Origin of the sequence: Virgibacillus ihumii, from assembly GCF_902726655.1 — a bacterium.
GTDB lineage: Bacteria > Bacillota > Bacilli > Bacillales > Amphibacillaceae > Lentibacillus > Lentibacillus ihumii.
Genome location: NZ_CACVAN010000001.1, coordinates 505,049 through 523,919 on the forward strand (window position 1 = coordinate 505,049; position 18,871 = coordinate 523,919).

Sequence of the window (18,871 nt, forward strand, 5' to 3'; positions counted from 1 at the left end):
ATACAAAGGCAGGTGAATCGTATGATAAAATTATCGGAACTGCAGGTTAAGGAAGTAATTGTAATCAGTGATGGCAGCAGACTAGGACATATATCCGATTTGGAAATAGACGGTACTACCGGAATGATTACCGCGCTGATTATTTATACAAAGGAAAAAAAGTCTGGTGGAGGTTTGTTCGGCAAGCCTGGAGAAATGGAAATTCCATGGAATAAAATCGAAACGATTGGTTCTGATGTTATTCTGATTCGTAATCCTGGAAATCATATTGTTTATGAAGAGCAGCAGCAATTTTTCGAATGACCCATCAAATATGATATTATGGAACAAGTATACTACCAGGGGGCGACGATAGTGAACGAGCCATTTTATGAAAGCAATAATCTGATGCTAAGTATTGAAAAGTGGCAGCGAATTAAGCCGAAATTAGCAGCAGGTTTTACAACGAGAAATGGGGGGTACAGCAGCGGCCCATTCGAATCATTTAACCTTGGACTTCATGTTCCTGATAAGTATGATGATGTGTTGGCTAACCGAACGAAGCTGGCTGAAACATTATCCATTCCTCTTGAAAAATGGATCTCGGGTGAGCAGATACATGAAACCGGAATTTATTTTGCCGGAGAAAGCGATGCCGGAAAAGGAGCCGCTTCGTATGATACCTCGCTGAAGGGAATCGATGGGTTAATCACAAGGGAAGCCGGGATACTATGTACCGCTTTTTATGCTGATTGTGTTCCTTTGTTCTTTTTCGACCCGGTGACGGAATACATCGGAATTGCACACGCTGGTTGGAAAGGAACCGTTAATAGGATTGCCGGACAAATGATCCGGAGATACTTAGATGTAGGAGCGAATCTGAAAGATATCCTCGTTGTTATAGGGCCAAGTATTTCAAAAGCACAATATGAGGTCGATGAAAAGGTCATTCAACATATAGATGAAAGCAATCAGGAAAAAGTTGTTGAGAAAAACGGAAATAACCGATTTTTACTCGATTTAAAACAATTAAATGCTGAAATTCTTTTACAACAAGGAATTTTACGTCATAATATAGATATAACAAATTATTGCACATTTACTGATGAACACTTATTTTTTTCGCATCGCCGTGATCGGGGAAAAACAGGAAGAATGCTAGGATACATAGGTTATAAAATGTAAAGTGGAAGGAGTACTTGAACAAATGGATGTAGCAGCAAACTTGGATAGGGTTCGCAGTAATATTGTACAGGCATGTCAAAAAAATGGTCGAAATCCCGACGAAATCACCATAATCGGCGTAACGAAATATGTTACAATAGAACGAACAAAAGAAACAATCAATGCAGGAATTAAAAATCTTGGCGAAAATCGGTTGGATGGATTTCTGGAAAAATACAACGCCATTACGGATAAGGCAGCATGGCATTTTATTGGAACACTTCAATCCAGAAAAGTAAAAGAAGTTATTGATAAGGTGGATGCCATTCATTCACTGGACAGGCTTTCACTGGCCAAGGAGATTAACAAACGGGCAGAACAACCTGTTGATTGTTTTATTCAGGTAAATGTAAGCGGAGAAGAAACGAAGCATGGTCTTCATCCTGATAAGGTGCTTGCTTTTATCAAAGATGTTGAGCGATTTGAAAACGTTCGGATTACCGGCTTAATGACGATGGCACCGCACGTGGAAGATGAAGATCAGCTGCGAAGTATTTTCAGAGAACTTGCATCACTAAGAAGTATGGTCAAGGGTGAAAATCTGTTACATGCTCCATGCGAACATTTATCGATGGGAATGAGCAATGATTATCAGATTGCTGTCGAAGAAGGAGCTACACATATCCGGATAGGTTCGAAATTGGTCGGATCCTAAAACGAGCGGGGTGAAACAATGAGTATTAAAAATAAACTGAAAACATTTTTCACGATGGACGATGAATATGAATATGTTGATGAATCTGAAGAAATTTCTGTGAACGAGCAAGCCGGCAATCAAAAAAAGCAAAACGTCGTCAATTTGACGAGCATGCAGCACCCAACATCAAAGGTAGTACTTTGTGAGCCGAGAAATTACAGTGAAGCCCAGGAGATTGCTGATAATGTGGTCAACAGACGGGCTGTTGTCATTAATATGCAGCGGGTTGATCACCATCAGGCAAAACGTATTGTTGATTTTTTAAGTGGTACGGTTTATGCAGTCAATGGTGACATTCAAAAACTTGGTGCACAGACATTTTTATGCTCCCCGGATAATGTGGATGTGTCCGGAAGCATAACTGACATGTATGACGAAGAAGATGAATTTGAAAAAGGATGGTAGGATTTAATGAGTTCAATCTATAGTGTATTACAACTTGCACTGATGCTTTACAGTTATGCTTTAATTATTTATATTTTTATGTCTTGGTTCCCCGGTGCTCGGGAGTCGTCAATTGGTGAGTTCTTTGCTAAAATTTCCGAGCCTTATTTGGAACCATTTCGTAAAATTATTCCGCCAATCGGTATGATTGATATTTCTCCGATCGTCGCAATTCTTGTTCTCTACTTTGCACGAGCATTTGGGTTGCCGGTACTGTTTAATATGCTGGGCAGCTGGTTTTAATAAATGGAGATTTACCAGCATTTCAGGGAGGAAGAACAGCCATTTATTGATAAGGTGTTGTCCTGGATTGAACAGGTAGAACGCTCTTATCAGGTGAAATTGACGGATTTCCTTGATCCTAGAGAGCAGCAGATTGTTGAAATGCTAATCGGCACAACTGGTGGAGACATTAAAATGTACAAGCAGGGCGGAAATGAATCAGCTGAAAGAAAACGTGTTATTCTTGCGCCAATGTACGAAATTATTGATGATGAATCCTTTCAGCTTTCACTGCTCCAGGCTTCTTATCATCAAAAATTTGTCAGTGTAACACATCGGGATGTAATGGGGGCATTTTTATCCCAGGGAATTAAACGCCAGAAGCTTGGTGAAATTATAGTTGGAGAAGGCATTATTCAGATAGTCGCTGCTGATGAAATTGCTCCTTATATCATCACAAATCTGACGTCCATTAAAAAGACTAAAATCCGACTCGAGGAAAAACCGCTCAGCACATTGATTTCAAAGAATTTAAACTGGAAAATATCCGATAAGACAGTGTCATCACTGAGGCTTGATGCAGTAGTCAAGGTGATTTACAATATATCGAGAAAAGATGCGGTTGAAATGATTGGAAAACAGTTGGTTAAAGTTAATTTTAAAATTGTTGACGATCCGAAGTTCACCCTTGAAGAGGGTGATCTCATATCACTGAGAGGCAAAGGACGAAGCAGACTGGACCACATTAACGGCCGGACGAAAAAAGATAACTGGAAGATTTCCATCGCTGTTTTGCAATAATTCTTCCCTTAAGCAGGATTTTATATCTTTTTGTCGAATAAAAACTTATGACAGTTATTTTTAGTATTTTTAAGGAGGTGGCTTTTGTGCCATTAACACCACTGGATATCCATAATAAAGAATTTACCAGAGGGTTTCGGGGATATGATGAAGATGAAGTCAATGAATTTTTGGATCAGGTGATCAAAGACTACGAAATGACCATTCGTGAAAAAAAGGATTTACAGGAAAAAGTGGAGCAGCTCAATGAAAAACTGGGACATTTTACGAACATTGAAACAACCCTTAATAATTCTATTTTGATTGCACAGGAAACAGCAGAAGAGTTAAAAGGGAATGCAACGAAAGAGTCTAAACTGATTATTAAAGAAGCTGAGAAAAATGCCGATCGGATCATAAATGAAGCGTTGAATAAGTCACGCCGAATTTCCATGGATGTGGAAGAGCTGAAAAAACAGGCAAAAGTTTTCCGTACCCGTCTGAAAATGCTGGTGGAAGCACAGCTTGAACTGGTGGATACGGATGACTGGGAAGAGTTATTTAACGAGAATTTCAGCCAGGAACTTGAGGTGGCTGCGGAAAAAGAGTCTTAAGTCTTGACGATACAGGAATTTTTACATATAATTCATTACAATCATAATTAATAATACGATGATAGGGACAGTAAGGATTTATGTGACTGTTAAGCGAGTCGGGATAAGGTGGAAGCCCGGTACAGCTGTTTATTCTGAAGATCACCCTGGAGTAATCTGTTTTGAATGAAGTAGGAACGGACGGATTGTTCACGTTACGGACTTTGAGTGAATTTAAAATATAATTATTTTGAATTTATAAGGGTGGTACCGCGAGTCTTCTCGTCCCTTTTGGGGATGCTGAGGGCTTTTTTTAATGGTCGCACCCCATTTACAACTAACTTAAAAACATTTCTAATGGATTTAATATAAGGAGGAAATAAACCGTGGAGTATAAAGACACATTATTAATGCCTAAAACAGATTTTCCGATGCGCGGTAATTTGCCGAATAAAGAACCGGTTCGGCAGGAAAAATGGGAAGAAGAAAATATTTATGAAAAAGGACTGGAGCGGACAAAAGGACGCCCTTTGTTTGTACTGCATGATGGACCGCCGTACGCGAATGGAGATTTGCATATCGGTCATGCGCTGAATAAAATTTTGAAGGACTTTATTACACGCTATAAATCAATGGCAGGATACCATGCACCATATGTTCCCGGCTGGGATACCCATGGGCTGCCGATTGAAACGGCATTGACCAAAAAGAAAAAAATTAAACGTAAAGAAATGAGTATCGCTGATTTCCGTGAGAAATGTGCAGAATATGCAATGGGACAGCTTGACAGTCAACGGACACAGTTTAAAAAACTTGGTGTGCGGGGTGAGTGGGATAATCCATATATCACACTGACAAAAGATTATGAGGCAGCACAAATTAAGGTTTTTGGTGAAATGGCGAAACGGGGGTATATTTATAAAGGTCTTAAACCTGTCTATTGGTCACCTTCGTCTGAATCCGCCCTGGCGGAAGCAGAAATTGAGTATCATGATAAACGTTCACCGTCCATTTACGTGGCTTTTGATGTTACGGACGGCAACGGTGTGTTGGATGAAGGAGATAAACTGGTTATCTGGACCACAACGCCATGGACCATTCCTGCCAACCTCGGAATCAGTCTTCACCCTGATTTTGAGTATGTCGTTGTCGCTGTCAATGACGAGAGGTTTGTGGTGGCACATGATTTACTTGAAACAATAGCCGAGGAATTGGAATGGGATAATCCGCAAGTTGTAAAGACGTTTAAAGGGAAAGAAGCAGACCGGGTGATGACAAAACATCCATTTTACGACCGGGATTCACTTGTAATGCTAGGTGAGCATGTTACAACGGATGCAGGTACCGGCTGTGTTCATACTGCACCCGGACATGGGGAGGATGACTTTTATGTCTCCAGATCCTATGGAATTGACGCACTGTCCCCAGTTGATTATAAAGGGGTATTTACCAGTGAAGCACCGGGATTTGAAGGGTTATTTTATGACAAAGCAAATAAACCTATTACGGAAAAGCTGGAGGAAGTTGGAGCATTACTGAAGCTGAGCTTTATTACACACTCCTATCCACATGACTGGCGGACGAAAAAGCCCACTATTTTCCGGGCAACGTCACAGTGGTTTGCATCCATCAAAGATTTCCGTCAAACGATTTTGGAGGAAATTAAACGTATTGACTGGTACCCGGCATGGGGCGAAACACGATTGTATAATATGGTTCGGGACCGTGAAGACTGGTGTATTTCCAGACAGCGTACATGGGGTGTGCCAATTCCTGTTTTTTATGGCGAAGATAATACTCCGATTATTACGAATGAAACGATTGAGCATGTTTCTGCACTTTTCGCGGAATATGGTTCAAATATCTGGTTTGAAAGGGAAGCAAAAGATTTGCTGCCTGAAGGTTTTACATCGGAACATAGCCCTAATGGCAATTTTACAAAAGAAACAGATATCATGGATGTATGGTTTGATTCCGGATCATCACATGAGGCAGTATTAGAAGGACGGGAAGAGCTTCAAAGACCTGCTGATGTTTATTTGGAAGGCAGTGACCAGTATCGCGGCTGGTTTAATTCATCACTATCCACTGCGGTTGCTGTTACTGGTAAAGCACCATATAAAGCAATTATAAGCCATGGATTTACCTTGGATGGCGATGGCCGAAAAATGAGTAAGTCCGTTGGAAATGTAATGGATCCTGCCAAGATTCAAAAACAACTCGGTGCTGATATTTTAAGACTGTGGGTATCATCGGTTGATTATCAGGCGGATGTTCGTATTTCACAGGATATCCTGAAACAGATTTCTGAGGCGTACCGTAAAATCAGAAATACATTCCGCTTTATGCTGGCAAATTTGTCTGACTTTGATCCAAAAACAGATGCTGTTCCCGAAAAGGATATGGAAGAAGTTGACCGCTATATGTTGCATCGGCTGCAGAATTTGCTTGCTTCTGTCAGGGAAAGCTATGATAAATATGAGTATTCACCGATTTACTCACAAATTCATAATTTCTGTGCGGTTGATTTAAGTTCTTTCTATTTGGACTTTGCCAAAGATATTCTTTATATTGAAGCAGAAAATAATCATCGTCGCAGAAGTATCCAGACAGGTTACTATGAAATCCTGACAACGCTTGTCAAACTGCTTACACCAATCATCCCGCATACGGCGGATGAAGTGTGGGAGTATATTCCTGGAGTCGAAGAAGAAAGTGTCCAGCTTACGGATATTCCGGAGCCAAGACAAATTGTAAACTTTGAACATGCTCAGGAAAAATGGGATCATTTCATGAAAATCCGGGATGATGTCCTTAAGGCACTTGAGGATGCACGAAACGAGAAAGTAATTGGCAAATCGCTTGAGGCTGCAATCATAATCGTTCCAAAAGACAATGAAACGAAAGAGGTGCTGAACAGCATTTCAAATATTCATCAATTGTTCATTGTTTCCGGTGCCGAAGTTGCCGAGGAAGCTGCAAGTGCTGAGGAGTACCGGTACGTAAAAGTTGCAGTGGAGAAGCATGCCGGTGAAAAATGTGAACGGTGCTGGGTCGCATCTGAAACTGTCGGTGAAGACAGCGAATATCCAGAACTGTGCACACGCTGTGCATCGATTGTTAAAGAAAATTACACAGCATAAAAGAATAACGCTCCCTCTTGCTGGTATTTTAAAAGCAGGAGGGGCGTTTTTCTGTCATTTGTGGTAAAATGCAAAGGGAAGCAAATGAAATCGGAGGATACTACATGATCTGGTACTACATAATTGCATTAATAATTGTTGGAATTGATCAGTATACAAAATGGATTGTCGTAAAGGAAATGGAATTATACGAACAGATAACGGTTATTGAAGACTTCTTTTACCTTACATCGCACCGGAACAACGGTGCTGCATGGGGCATATTGGAAGGTCACATGACTTTTTTCTATATCGTTACCGTGATTGTTGTGATCGGTATCGTGTACTATATGCAAAAATATGCTAAAGATAATAAGCTGCTGGCAATTTCACTCAGTCTGGTGCTTGGCGGTGCGATTGGAAATTTTATTGATCGTCTGTTCCGGAAAGAAGTAGTCGATTTTCTGGATTTTGTGATTGCCGGCTATGATTATCCTATTTTTAATATTGCGGATTCATCATTGGTAATCGGGGTTATTTTGCTGTTGATTGCTACATTTATCGATGAAAAGAAGAAAGGAAAATCAGAATCATGACCGAACAACAGCATATTGTCACCGGATCAGAAAATAAAATGAGAGTCGATAAACTATTGGCAGAGATTAATACGGATGCATCGCGTTCACAAGTGCAATCCTGGATTGCAGATGGTCTCGTATTTGTAAACGGCCAAAACGTAAAAGGTAACTATAAATGCCGGTTAAACGATCAAGTTACCTGGACAATTCCGGAACCCGTACCATTGCAGCTGACACCGGAAAATATTCCATTGTCCATTGTGTACGAGGACAGCCATCTTCTGGTCGTAAATAAACCTAGAGGAATGGTTGTGCATCCATCGGCAGGACATCAGAGCGGTACGTTGGTTAATGCACTGTTGTATCATTGTGATGATCTGTCCGGCATCAATGGTGTGGAACGGCCCGGAATTGTTCATCGGATTGATAAGGATACAAGCGGTCTGCTTGTTGTCGCCAAAAGTGACCTTGCCCATTCCGGTTTGGCTGAGCAGTTGGCATCAAAAGATGTGGAACGGAAATATGAAGCAGTTGTTCATGGTGTAATTGAACATGAAACCGGCGTGATTGATGCACCAATTGGCAGAGATCCAAATCAACGTCAGCGGATGGGTATTGTTGAAAATGGCAAATCAGCTGTAACACATTTTCGTGTCCTGAAGCGATTTGCTCACTTCACACACATTGAGTGCCAACTGGAAACAGGTCGTACTCATCAAATCCGTGTCCATATGCGCTATATCGATTTTCCATTGGCTGGTGATCCGAAATATGGTCCGCGAAAAACATTGGAAATTGATGGTCAGGCATTGCATGCAAAATCATTGGGATTCACCCATCCAGATACAAACGAATGGATGCATTTTGAAGTGGATGCTCCTGAATATTTTCAACAATTGCTGGGTCAGCTGGAAAAAATGTATTGACAGTACAGCAGTATTTTGTCATAATAAACTAAATGAATAGTGACCTTTAATTATAGTCCTGTGAGGCTAAAAAGGAACGGTTATGGTTGTGTGTACGAGAAGTATATACCAATCCCTTTTTTCCTCATGGAGAAAAGGGATTTTTTAATGGAGGTTTTACATGTGAATAAGAAAACTGTCGTGCTTGATGACGCGGCGATGAACAGGGCTTTGACAAGGATTGCCCATGAAATCGTCGAAAAAAACAAGGGGGGGGAAAACCTGATTCTTGTCGGTATCAAGACAAGAGGGATTCCGCTTGCCAGACGCCTGCAGGAAAAAATCAGCAGAATCGAAGGAATGACCGTTCCAATCGGTGAATTGGATATCACCCTGTACCGGGATGATCTGGAAACCAAAAGTGATGATCCGGAATTAAAAGATACGAACATCGAAGTTGCGCTTGACGGAAAGAAAGTAATCCTGGTTGACGATGTGCTGTATACAGGCAGAACTGTTCGAGCTGCCATGGATGCGGTAATCGATCTGGGAAGACCTTCACGGATCCAGTTGGGTGTACTCGTTGACCGCGGTCACCGGGAATTGCCGATTCGGGCTGACTATGTAGGAAAAAATATCCCTACATCTGAGAAAGAAGTCATTGTTGTCCATCTGCATGAATCTGATGAGCAGGATGAAGTAAGTATATATGATAATAAATATCCGAGCCTTTAAGTGAATCCAGAGAGATTCAAAAGGCTGCCCGGGAAACACGTGTATGAAATGTTACACGTCTATCTCTTTGCAGCCTTTTGCAAAGAGATTTTTTTTTGGGAAAAGATGGATACCAACAGAAATTTGTGAGGAGTGTGGAATTGATGAGGCATTTTGTATCGACAAGACATCTTTCAGAAACGATGATGTTTTCCATTCTAAAAAAAGCTGAAGGAATGCGTACAGGGGTACAAAAATTGCCCAGACAGCTCTTTGCGGCTAACTTGTTTTTTGAACCGAGCACACGAACAAAAATGAGTTTTATCGTTGCCGAACGGAAATTAGGTATTGAAACACTCGATTTTCAAATGGAAACTTCCAGTGTTGTCAAGGGAGAATCGTTGTATGATACCGCAAAGACTTGTGAGGCGATTGGTGCTAATGTGATGGTGATCCGTCATCAGGATGATGATTGGTATAAAGAACTTACCAATGACTTATCCCTGCCAGTTATCAATGCAGGTGCGGGAAAAGGAGAGCATCCCACCCAAAGCATGCTTGATTTGCTGACGATCTACCAGGAATACGGAACATTTTCAGGATTGAAAGTCGTCATATCCGGTGATATCAGTCACAGCAGGGTTGCCCGTTCCAATGCTTATGCACTGCAAACACTTGGTGCTAAGGTATACTTTGCTGCTGCGCCCGGGTTTGAAGATTCTTCATTGGATTTTCCATACATTTCAATCGATGAAGCTGTCGAGACATGTGATGTATTGATGCTGCTTAGAATTCAGCACGAACGCCACGGTCAAAACTCCTGTGATACGGTTTCATACCTGGAGAATTATGGTCTGACAACGGAAAGGGAACGGAAGATGAAAGACCATGCGATCATTTTACACCCCGCTCCGGTTAACAGGGGTGTCGAAATTGATTCTTGTCTTGTCGAATGTCCCCGCTCAAGAATTTTTAAACAAATGGAAAATGGAGTCTATATCCGCATGGCAATCATCCAAACACTCGTTAAGGAATGGGGAATGTATCATGAAATTGCTCTTGAAAAATGCTAAACGACTTGTAAATGAACGGCAGGAAGTCTGTGATGTTTTAATTAACGACGGTAAAGTACAACAAATTGCTCCTTCTATTAAAGTGGAAGCAAACGAGACAATTGATTGTGAAGGCAAGTACATTTTTCCGGGATTTATTGATGTACACATTCACCTTCGTGAACCGGGTGGTGAACATAAAGAAACGATTAAAACGGGAACTAAAGCCGCGGCAAAAGGTGGGTTTACAACGGTATGTGCCATGCCGAATACCAATCCGGTACCCGATAATATGGATACCGTAAACGACCTGCTGGAAACAATAAAGCAGGATGCAGCGGTACGGGTACTGCCATATGCAGCGATTACGAAAGGACTGAAAGGTGAAGAACGGACACCAATCGGAGAACTTGCAAAAACGGGAATCTTTGCCTTTACCGATGATGGGGTGGGAATTCAGACTGCCGACTTCATGCTGCAGGCGATGAAAGAAGCAGCGAAACATGGAAAACCAATCGTTGCCCACTGTGAAGATAATTCAATTGTGTATGGAGGAGTTGTCCATCAGGGAGAAATCAGCGAACGCATGGATTTTCCGGGGATTCCTTCATTAAGTGAATCGGTGCAGATTGCCAGGGATGTTTTGCTGGCTGAGGCGGCCAATTGTCATTATCATGTCTGTCACGTCAGTACCAAAGAATCTGTCCGGGTCATCCGTGATGCAAAAAGAGCCGGGGTTCGTGTGACAGCTGAGGTTACCCCGCACCATTTACTGTTAAATGAGCATGCAGTAACGGAAGACGATGCAAATTTTAAAATGAATCCACCGTTGCGCAGCAAAGAAGATCAGCAGGCATTAATGGAAGGTCTGCTCGATGGAACTATTGACTTTATTGCAACAGACCATGCACCACATGCAGAAGATGAGAAAGCAGAAGGGTTCCGGAAAGCACCATTTGGCATTGTTGGATTGGAAACGGCTTTTTCCCTTCTATATACCAATCTTGTAAAAACAGGGAAGATCACTTTGAACCAATTGGTTAACTGGCTGACGATAAAGCCGGCGGAAGTCTTTAGCCTGCCATACGGTAAGCTGGAAGAAGGAGCGATTGCTGATATTACTGTCGTTGATTTGAATAACGAAATCGACGTGGATAAATACACGTTTGCATCAAAAGGAAAGAACACGCCATTTCACAATTGGACTGTACAAGGGATTCCGACAATTACCATAGCAGAAGGAAAAATAGCCTACAAGGAGGATTCACATGCACATGCATAAACGACAACTGATTTTGGAAGATGGAACACAATTTATTGGCGATGGATTCGGAAGCGACACAACGATGTCAGGTGAAGTAGTTTTTAATACAGGGATGACAGGCTATCAGGAAATCATTTCGGATCCGTCCTATTGCGGGCAAATTGTTACCATGACCTATCCGCTTGCAGGTAATTACGGGATTAACCGGGATGATTTTGAAACCGTAACACCATTTATTAACGGATTTGTTGTCAAAGAAGCAAGTGAAAATCCGTCAAACTTCCGAAGTGATGAAACATTAAGTGACTATCTGAAAGCAAATAATATTCCCGGCATTGCCGGAATTGACACGCGGAAGTTGACGAAGATCATCCGTAAACACGGTACAATGAAAGGAATGATTGCCGATGCAGAAGAACCGGCAGCAGAATTGATTGCGAAATTGCACGAGCTGCCTGTTCGGACAGACCAGGTAAGTTATACATCGGCAGTTAAGCCATACGTTGTTCCGGGACGCGGAAAGCGGATTGTGCTCGTCGACTTTGGCATGAAGCATGGAATCCTGAGGGATCTTACGAAACGGAATTGTCATGTCACTGTTGTTCCATATAATTACGGTGCGGAAAACATTTTGCGGTTAAAGCCGGATGGAATCATGCTGACCAATGGTCCGGGGGATCCGAAAGATGTTCCGGAATCAATCGACATGATTAAAGAAGTGGTTGGCAAAATTCCGTTATTCGGAATCTGTCTTGGTCATCAACTGCTTGCATTGGCCAGTGGAGCCAATACGGAAAAGATGAAATTTGGCCATCGCGGCGGCAATCATCCCGTAAAAGATTTGATTACGAATAAAACGCTGATCACAAGTCAGAATCACAGTTATGCCGTTACACAGGAGTCGCTCATGGATACGGATCTTGAATTAACACAAATCGCCTTGAATGATAACTCGGTTGAAGGGTTGAGACATCGCAAATATCCGGCATTTTCGGTGCAGTACCATCCGGAAAGCTCACCGGGACCGGAAGACACGAATCATTTATTCGATCAATTTATGCAGTTAATCCGAGAATCGAAAATGGAGAAAGAGGTGCGGGTAAATGCCTAAAAATACGAACTTCCATAAAATCCTTGTCATTGGGTCAGGACCAATTGTCATTGGGCAGGCAGCAGAATTTGATTATTCAGGAACACAGGCATGTCAGGCACTGCGGGAGGAAGGATATACCGTAATATTGGCCAATTCCAATCCGGCAACTATCATGACGGATCAGACAGTTGCAGATAAAGTTTATATGGAACCGCTAACGGTTGAATTTCTTATCAAAATTATTCGTAAAGAACAGCCTGATGCTATTCTTCCGACACTTGGCGGTCAAACAGGCTTGAATATGGCAGTGGCTTTGGATAAAACCGGTATCCTGGAAGAATACAAAGTGGAATTGCTCGGTACATCGCTCGAAGCAATTGAAAAGGCAGAAGACAGAGATGTGTTCCGATCCCTGATGAAGGAAATGGGTGAACCAGTACCTGACAGTCAGATCGTTAATACAGTTGATGAAGCATGCCGTTTTGCCCGAGAAATCGGGTATCCGGTGATTGTCAGACCAGCATATACACTTGGCGGAACCGGTGGAGGCATGTGTTATGACGAAACGGAACTACGGGAGATAGCCAGAAATGGATTGTCCCTCTCACCTGTCAATCAATGTCTGATTGAAAAAAATATTGCCGGCTTTAAGGAAATCGAATATGAAGTGATGCGGGATAAAAATGATCAGGCAATTGTAGTGTGTAATATGGAAAATGTTGATCCGGTGGGGATTCATACTGGTGACTCGATTGTGGTGGCACCATCCCAAACTTTGAGCGATCGTGAGTATCAATTACTGCGGAATGCTTCGCTCAAGATTATCCGGGAACTGGAAATTGAAGGTGGATGTAATGTTCAGTTGGCAATTGATCCGAACAGTTTTAATTATTACATCATCGAAGTTAATCCGCGTGTCAGCAGATCATCGGCACTGGCATCCAAAGCTACCGGATATCCAATTGCCAAAATGGCAGCCAAAATTGCGATAGGATTGACGCTTGACGAAATTATTAATCCAATCACCGGAACCACGTACGCTTGCTTTGAACCAGCACTTGATTACGTTGTTTCCAAAATACCGCGTTTTCCGTTTGATAAATTTGTTACCGGTGACCGATATTTGGGCACACAGATGAAAGCCACTGGTGAAATTATGTCCATTGGGCGCAATTTTGAAGAGTCCTTGTTAAAAGGTATTCGCTCGATGGATATCGGTACGGAGGAGCTTTGGCTTCCAAGTCTTGTTGATCTGTCATTGGAAGAACTTCAGTCCAGACTGCAAAGAGCGGATGATGAGCGGTTATTCGTGTTAGCTGAAGTATTCCGCCGAGGTATGTCAGTAGAAGAAATTTTTCAGCTGACTAAAATAGATCGGTTTTTCCTGTATAAGTTAGAGCAGCTGGTTGATTTGGAAACAGAACTGACATTAAATAAAGAGTCATATGACGTATTGCTGAAATCAAAGAAACTAGGCTTCTCCGATACACACATTGCCCGGCTGTGGCAAATGTCTGTTGATGATGTCTATGCATTTCGCATGAAAGAAAACGTCCAGCCTGTGTATAAAATGGTGGATACGTGTGCTGCTGAATTCGAATCGGAAACACCTTATTTTTACAGCAGCTATGAGGAAGAAAATGAATCTATCCGTTCAGACCGTAAAAAAATTCTCGTTTTAGGCTCTGGTCCAATTCGTATCGGCCAAGGAATCGAATTCGATTATGCGACGGTTCATTCTGTTTTGGCCATCAAAGAGATGGGATATGAAGCAATTATTATGAACAACAATCCGGAAACTGTATCGACGGATTTCAGCATTTCAGACAAACTGTACTTTGAACCGCTGACACTTGAAGATGTTATGCATGTTATTAATCTGGAACAGCCTGAAGGTGTAATCGTTCAGTTTGGTGGTCAAACGGCTATTAACCTGGCTGAAGGGCTGGAACGACGCGGTGTCAAAATTTTGGGTACCGATATGGAAGCTATCGACAAGGCAGAAGACCGGGATAAGTTTGAACACCTTTTGAATAAACTTTCCATCATGCGGCCAAAAGGTAAATCGGTGACGGATCTGGATCAGGCTGTGGAGGTTGCAGAAGGAATCGGATATCCGGTGCTGGTACGCCCATCCTATGTCATTGGCGGCAGCCGGATGGAAATTGTTTATGACAGGGAAGAACTCAATGCTTATCTGGCGAAAACAAATGGTGCCGACAGCGCACATCCGATTTTGATAGATAAATATGTTACTGGTATTGAGATCGAAGTGGATGCCATCAGTGATGGGGAAACGGTAATTGTGCCGGGGATTATGGAACATATCGAACGTTCAGGGGTCCATTCCGGAGACTCCATTGCGGTATACCCGCCACAGCGCTTAAGTAACGCTGTGAAAGAAAAGTGTATGGAAGATACGGTTAAGATTGCCCGCGAACTGAATGTAAAAGGGCTTATCAATATTCAATTTATCGTATGTGACAATGAAGTCTATGTGCTGGAAGTTAATCCGCGCGCAAGCCGGACCATACCTTTTCTAAGTAAAATTACCGGTGTTACGATGGCCAATCTTGCAACAAAATGTATTTTAGGAGAAACGCTTGCGGGGATGGGTTATGAATCAGGTATTTTGCCTGAAACGGACTCGGTTTCTGTAAAAGTTCCGGTATTTTCATTTGAAAAGCTGCGCAGTGTCGATACGATTCTTGGACCTGAAATGAAATCAACCGGTGAAGCAATCGGACATGATAAAACATTGGAGAAGGCTTTGTATAAAGGGCTTGTCGCTGCAGGCTTATCTGTCCCGCAGGAAGGAGCAGTCCTGTTGACGGTCGCTGATAAGGATAAAGTGGAGACAGTGGAAATAGCTGAACGGTTCCACCAGCTTGGTTTTCAGCTGTATGCAACAGAAGGAACGGCGGCATACATGGAAAACAGTGGAATACCAGTCACAGCAGTAGGTAAAATCGGTTCACCGGAAAAGAATGTATTATCCATTATCGAAAATGGCGATGTGCAGTTTGTTGTTAATACACTTACATCCGGCAAAAAACCGCGTTCTGACGGCTTCATGATCCGCCGGGAGTCTGTGGAACATGGGATTGCTTGCTTAACTAACCTGGATACAGCAAGTGCAATTATCAATGTAATAGATTCAACAACGTTCAGTGCTAAGCCGATGACAAGCAAAAAGGCTGTATTGTCATGAAAAAGAAGGTAACTGCGACCATTATGGATGTTCAGCAAATTGCCTTAGATACAGTGGAAATGACTCTGGAAAATTCTTATATTGCAGAAACTGCCATACCCGGGCAGTTTCTGCATATCAGTGTGGATGGCCACACACTGCGCAGACCGATTTCAATCGCGAGCATCGATCGGGAACAGCGTACAGTTACAATTTTGTTTAAAAAGGTTGGTGACGGCACCAGCCGACTGGCAACCTATCAAGAAGGAATGTCTCTCAGTGCACTTGGACCGTCAGGGAATGGATTCCATTATGATGCATCAACCTTGAAATCTGTACTGCTTGTTGGTGGCGGAATTGGAGTCCCACCGTTGTACAACTTGGCAATTGAGCTAAAACAACGAGGTATCGAAGTTATTTCGGTTCTCGGCTTTCAATCGAGGGATTATGTTTTTTATGAGGATAAATTCCGGGAAATTGGCCGCACCATTGTAGTGACAGACGATGGAAGCTATGGACAACAAGGATTCGTTACAGATCAGCTGCCTGACACATCGACATACGATTATTATTTCACATGCGGTCCAATTCCAATGCTGCGGGCGATTACTGGTAAACTGCATGAAAAGCCCGGATCAATTTCACTTGAGGAACGGATGGGTTGCGGTGTCGGTGCGTGTTTCGCCTGTGTGATTCCTGCTGACAATGAAGACGGCTACCGGAAAATTTGTAAGGATGGCCCGGTGTTTGGGGCAAACGAGGTGATAATATGACCGATTTAATCGTTAATCTGCCAGGTTTACACCTTAAAAATCCCATCATGCCGGCATCAGGCTGTTTCGGATTTGGCAGGGAATACAGTGAATTCTATGATTTAAGTAAGCTTGGTGCAGTCATCATGAAAGCAGCAACTGGTGAAAGACGTTTTGGGAATGAGACACCACGGGTTGCCGAAACCCCATCAGGCATGTTGAATGCAATCGGTCTGCAAAACCCTGGTGTTGAAAAAATAATTGAAACCGAGGTTCCTTTTTTGGCTGAATACGACGTGCCACTCATAGCAAATGTTGCTGGGAGCACACTTGAGGAGTATGAAAAAGTTGCCGAAGCTTTTAACAAAACAAACTCAGTTAATGCGCTAGAATTGAATATTTCCTGTCCTAACGTAAAAGAAGGCGGGATCCAGTTTGGCACTGATCCGGAGATGGCAGCCAATGTAACCAGGAAGGTGAAAGAATCCAGCAATCTCCCAGTCTATGTCAAACTGTCACCGAATATAGCAGACATTGTCGATATGGCAAAGGCTGTTGAAGAGGCCGGGGCTGACGGTCTTTCCATGATTAACACACTAACCGGGATGCAGATTGATCCGGGAAGTAAAAGACCGCTGCTTGCCAATAAAACCGGCGGGTTGTCCGGGGGCGCGATTAAACCGGTTGCCATCCGCATGATTTTCGAAGTGAGTCAGCATGTCTCCATTCCGATTATCGGTATGGGTGGTATAGAATCCGCTGATGATGTATTGGAATTTTTACTGGCAGGCGCCAATGCTGTTGCAATAGGGACGGCAAACTTCCAAAATCCGCTCGTATGTCCGGAAATCATCGATGCACTTCCTGGAGTGTTAGCAAAATATGGTTTTCGATCGGTAACTGATGCTACTGGAAAGGGGCATGAGAGTGCAAGGTAAAACATATATTTCATTGGACTTTCCGACCTGGGAAGAATCCAGAAGCTTCCTTACCCGTCACGATTTGAACGGTGTACCAGTCAAGGTCGGTATGGAGTTATTCTACCGGGAGGGACCGAAACTGATTGAACGGTTAAAGGAAGACAACCATGATATTTTTCTTGATTTAAAACTGTTTGATATTCCAACGACGGTTCAAAAGGCGATGCGAAATATCGCCAAGCTTGAAGTTGATATGGTCAATGTTCATGCATTGGGCGGAAGTGAAATGATTAAGCGCGCTAAGGAAGGACTCGTTTCGGGAACGACAACGAATCATGAATCAAAGCTGATTGCAGTAACCATTCTGACGTCAATGGATGAAACCGCAGTAAAAAGCGAAATGAATCTGCAAGGTACCTTACAGGAGAACGTTGTCCAATTTGCAGGTTTTGCAGCGGACAATGGTGCCGATGGTGTTGTCTGCTCGGCCCATGAGGTGGAACAAATTAAGGGCATGTGCGGGAAGGATTTTCTTACCGTTACACCTGGAATCAGGTTAACGGACTCATCCAGTAATGACCAGAAACGGCCAGCAACACCGTCTTTCGCCAAAGAAAGCGGGGCAGATATACTTGTTCTTGGCCGTACGGTTACGCAAGCGGAAAATCCGAAAGCAGCGTACGAAAAGGTTCAAAAGGAGTGGGGAAATGGAGTCAAGTCGTGACATAGCAAAAGAACTTTTGGAAATTAAAGCTGTCCAGATTAGAACAGACGAATATTTCACCTGGACATCAGGTATCAAATCACCAATTTATTGTGATAACCGTTTAACCATGTCCTACCCTGAAACACGCCGAAAACTTGCAAAAGCATTTGCACTTATGGTTGATGGACTCGAACAAAAACCGGATGTCATTGCCGGCTGTGCCACTGCCGGGATTCCACATGCGGCATGGCTTGCGGAGGAATTAAATTTGCCGATGGTGTATGTGCGCTCCAAACCAAAAGGCCATGGAAAAGGTAATCAGATTGAAGGGGTGCTGGAAAAAGATCAAAATGTCATTGTCATTGAAGATCTCATTTCAACAGGCGGCTCATCAATTGATTCCGCAAAGGCGCTTCAGGAAGAAGGTGCGAACGTACTCGGTGTGCTGGCAATTTTTACGTATGGACTGGAAAAGTCGAAACAAAAATTTGCTGATGCAGAACTTGATTTTCAAACGATTACAACATATGACGAGATGCTTGCTGTATTGAAAGAAATCGGGGAATTTAATGATGATGAATTAAATGAATTGCGCGCATGGCAAAATTCACTGTAACCGGGACAAGTTAATTGAAC

19 protein-coding genes and 1 other annotated feature are annotated in these 18,871 nt (G+C 42.6%); all 19 genes read left to right on the plus strand.

Annotated elements, in window-relative coordinates; all coding sequences use genetic code 11:
* The first annotated feature begins 21 nt into the window (after positions 1-21).
* The 19 genes from HUX68_RS02485 to pyrE all read left to right on the plus strand — a co-directional run bounded on the left by HUX68_RS02485 (position 22) and on the right by pyrE (position 18,851).
* Positions 22-303 (plus strand): YlmC/YmxH family sporulation protein, encoded by a 282-nt coding sequence (locus HUX68_RS02485; RefSeq protein ID WP_174613170.1) that lies wholly within the window; start codon positions 22-24, stop codon positions 301-303.
* A 51-nt stretch (positions 304-354) separates the two neighbouring features.
* The gene (pgeF, locus tag HUX68_RS02490; protein ID WP_246206599.1) at positions 355-1,164 is read left to right on the plus strand and encodes a peptidoglycan editing factor PgeF; all 810 of its coding nucleotides are present in this window, start codon (positions 355-357) and stop codon (positions 1,162-1,164) included.
* Between the two features lie 22 nt (positions 1,165-1,186).
* Entirely contained in the window at positions 1,187-1,858 is a 672-nt protein-coding gene (locus HUX68_RS02495) for a YggS family pyridoxal phosphate-dependent enzyme (protein WP_174613172.1), read from the plus strand.
* A gap of 18 nt (positions 1,859-1,876) precedes the next feature.
* Positions 1,877-2,305 (plus strand): cell division protein SepF, encoded by a 429-nt coding sequence (locus tag HUX68_RS02500; RefSeq protein WP_174613173.1) that lies wholly within the window; start codon positions 1,877-1,879, stop codon positions 2,303-2,305.
* A gap of 6 nt (positions 2,306-2,311) precedes the next feature.
* Entirely contained in the window at positions 2,312-2,587 is a 276-nt protein-coding gene (locus HUX68_RS02505) for a YggT family protein (protein WP_174613174.1), read from the plus strand.
* Positions 2,588-2,590: 3 nt separating this feature from the next.
* Positions 2,591-3,367 carry a YlmH family RNA-binding protein gene (locus tag HUX68_RS02510; protein WP_174613175.1) on the plus strand — a complete coding sequence of 259 codons (777 nt, stop codon included), beginning with the start codon at positions 2,591-2,593 and terminating at the stop codon, positions 3,365-3,367.
* Positions 3,368-3,453: 86 nt separating this feature from the next.
* The gene (locus HUX68_RS02515) at positions 3,454-3,960 is read left to right on the plus strand and encodes a DivIVA domain-containing protein (RefSeq protein WP_174613176.1); all 507 of its coding nucleotides are present in this window, start codon (positions 3,454-3,456) and stop codon (positions 3,958-3,960) included.
* Positions 3,961-4,009: 49 nt separating this feature from the next.
* Positions 4,010-4,232 (plus strand) — a binding site (T-box leader).
* A gap of 93 nt (positions 4,233-4,325) precedes the next feature.
* Positions 4,326-7,082 (plus strand): isoleucine--tRNA ligase, encoded by a 2,757-nt coding sequence (ileS, locus tag HUX68_RS02520; protein ID WP_174613177.1) that lies wholly within the window; start codon positions 4,326-4,328, stop codon positions 7,080-7,082.
* 104 nt (positions 7,083-7,186) lie between these two features.
* Positions 7,187-7,657: a signal peptidase II gene (lspA, locus tag HUX68_RS02525; protein ID WP_174613178.1), complete on the plus strand. Its 471-nt coding sequence runs from the start codon at positions 7,187-7,189 to the stop codon at positions 7,655-7,657.
* The gene (locus tag HUX68_RS02530) at positions 7,654-8,565 is read left to right on the plus strand and encodes an RluA family pseudouridine synthase (RefSeq protein WP_174613179.1); all 912 of its coding nucleotides are present in this window, start codon (positions 7,654-7,656) and stop codon (positions 8,563-8,565) included. The genes lspA and HUX68_RS02530 overlap by 4 nt, the downstream gene beginning before the upstream one ends.
* 162 nt (positions 8,566-8,727) lie before the next feature.
* Entirely contained in the window at positions 8,728-9,279 is a 552-nt protein-coding gene (gene pyrR, locus HUX68_RS02535) for a bifunctional pyr operon transcriptional regulator/uracil phosphoribosyltransferase PyrR (RefSeq protein ID WP_174613180.1), read from the plus strand.
* Between the two features lie 143 nt (positions 9,280-9,422).
* Positions 9,423-10,331, plus strand: coding sequence for an aspartate carbamoyltransferase catalytic subunit (locus HUX68_RS02540; protein ID WP_174613181.1), 909 nt, complete (start codon positions 9,423-9,425; stop codon positions 10,329-10,331).
* Positions 10,306-11,592, plus strand: a complete 1,287-nt coding sequence (locus tag HUX68_RS02545; RefSeq protein WP_174613182.1) for a dihydroorotase — start codon at positions 10,306-10,308, stop codon at positions 11,590-11,592. Before HUX68_RS02540 ends, HUX68_RS02545 begins: the two co-directional genes overlap by 26 nt.
* Complete coding sequence (locus HUX68_RS02550; RefSeq protein WP_174613183.1) at positions 11,585-12,685, plus strand: carbamoyl phosphate synthase small subunit; 1,101 nt, start codon at positions 11,585-11,587, stop codon at positions 12,683-12,685. The genes HUX68_RS02545 and HUX68_RS02550 overlap by 8 nt, the downstream gene beginning before the upstream one ends.
* Positions 12,678-15,878 carry a carbamoyl-phosphate synthase large subunit gene (carB, locus tag HUX68_RS02555; protein ID WP_174613184.1) on the plus strand — a complete coding sequence of 1,067 codons (3,201 nt, stop codon included), beginning with the start codon at positions 12,678-12,680 and terminating at the stop codon, positions 15,876-15,878. The genes HUX68_RS02550 and carB overlap by 8 nt, the downstream gene beginning before the upstream one ends.
* Entirely contained in the window at positions 15,875-16,630 is a 756-nt protein-coding gene (locus tag HUX68_RS02560) for a dihydroorotate dehydrogenase electron transfer subunit (RefSeq protein ID WP_174613185.1), read from the plus strand. Before carB ends, HUX68_RS02560 begins: the two co-directional genes overlap by 4 nt.
* Positions 16,627-17,547, plus strand: coding sequence for a dihydroorotate dehydrogenase (locus HUX68_RS02565; protein ID WP_174613186.1), 921 nt, complete (start codon positions 16,627-16,629; stop codon positions 17,545-17,547). The genes HUX68_RS02560 and HUX68_RS02565 overlap by 4 nt, the downstream gene beginning before the upstream one ends.
* On the plus strand, positions 17,531-18,253 hold the full coding sequence (pyrF, locus tag HUX68_RS02570) for an orotidine-5'-phosphate decarboxylase (protein WP_174613187.1): 723 nt from the start codon (positions 17,531-17,533) through the stop codon (positions 18,251-18,253). Before HUX68_RS02565 ends, pyrF begins: the two co-directional genes overlap by 17 nt.
* Positions 18,237-18,851: an orotate phosphoribosyltransferase gene (pyrE, locus tag HUX68_RS02575; protein WP_174613188.1), complete on the plus strand. Its 615-nt coding sequence runs from the start codon at positions 18,237-18,239 to the stop codon at positions 18,849-18,851. Before pyrF ends, pyrE begins: the two co-directional genes overlap by 17 nt.
* The last annotated feature ends 20 nt before the right edge of the window (positions 18,852-18,871 follow it).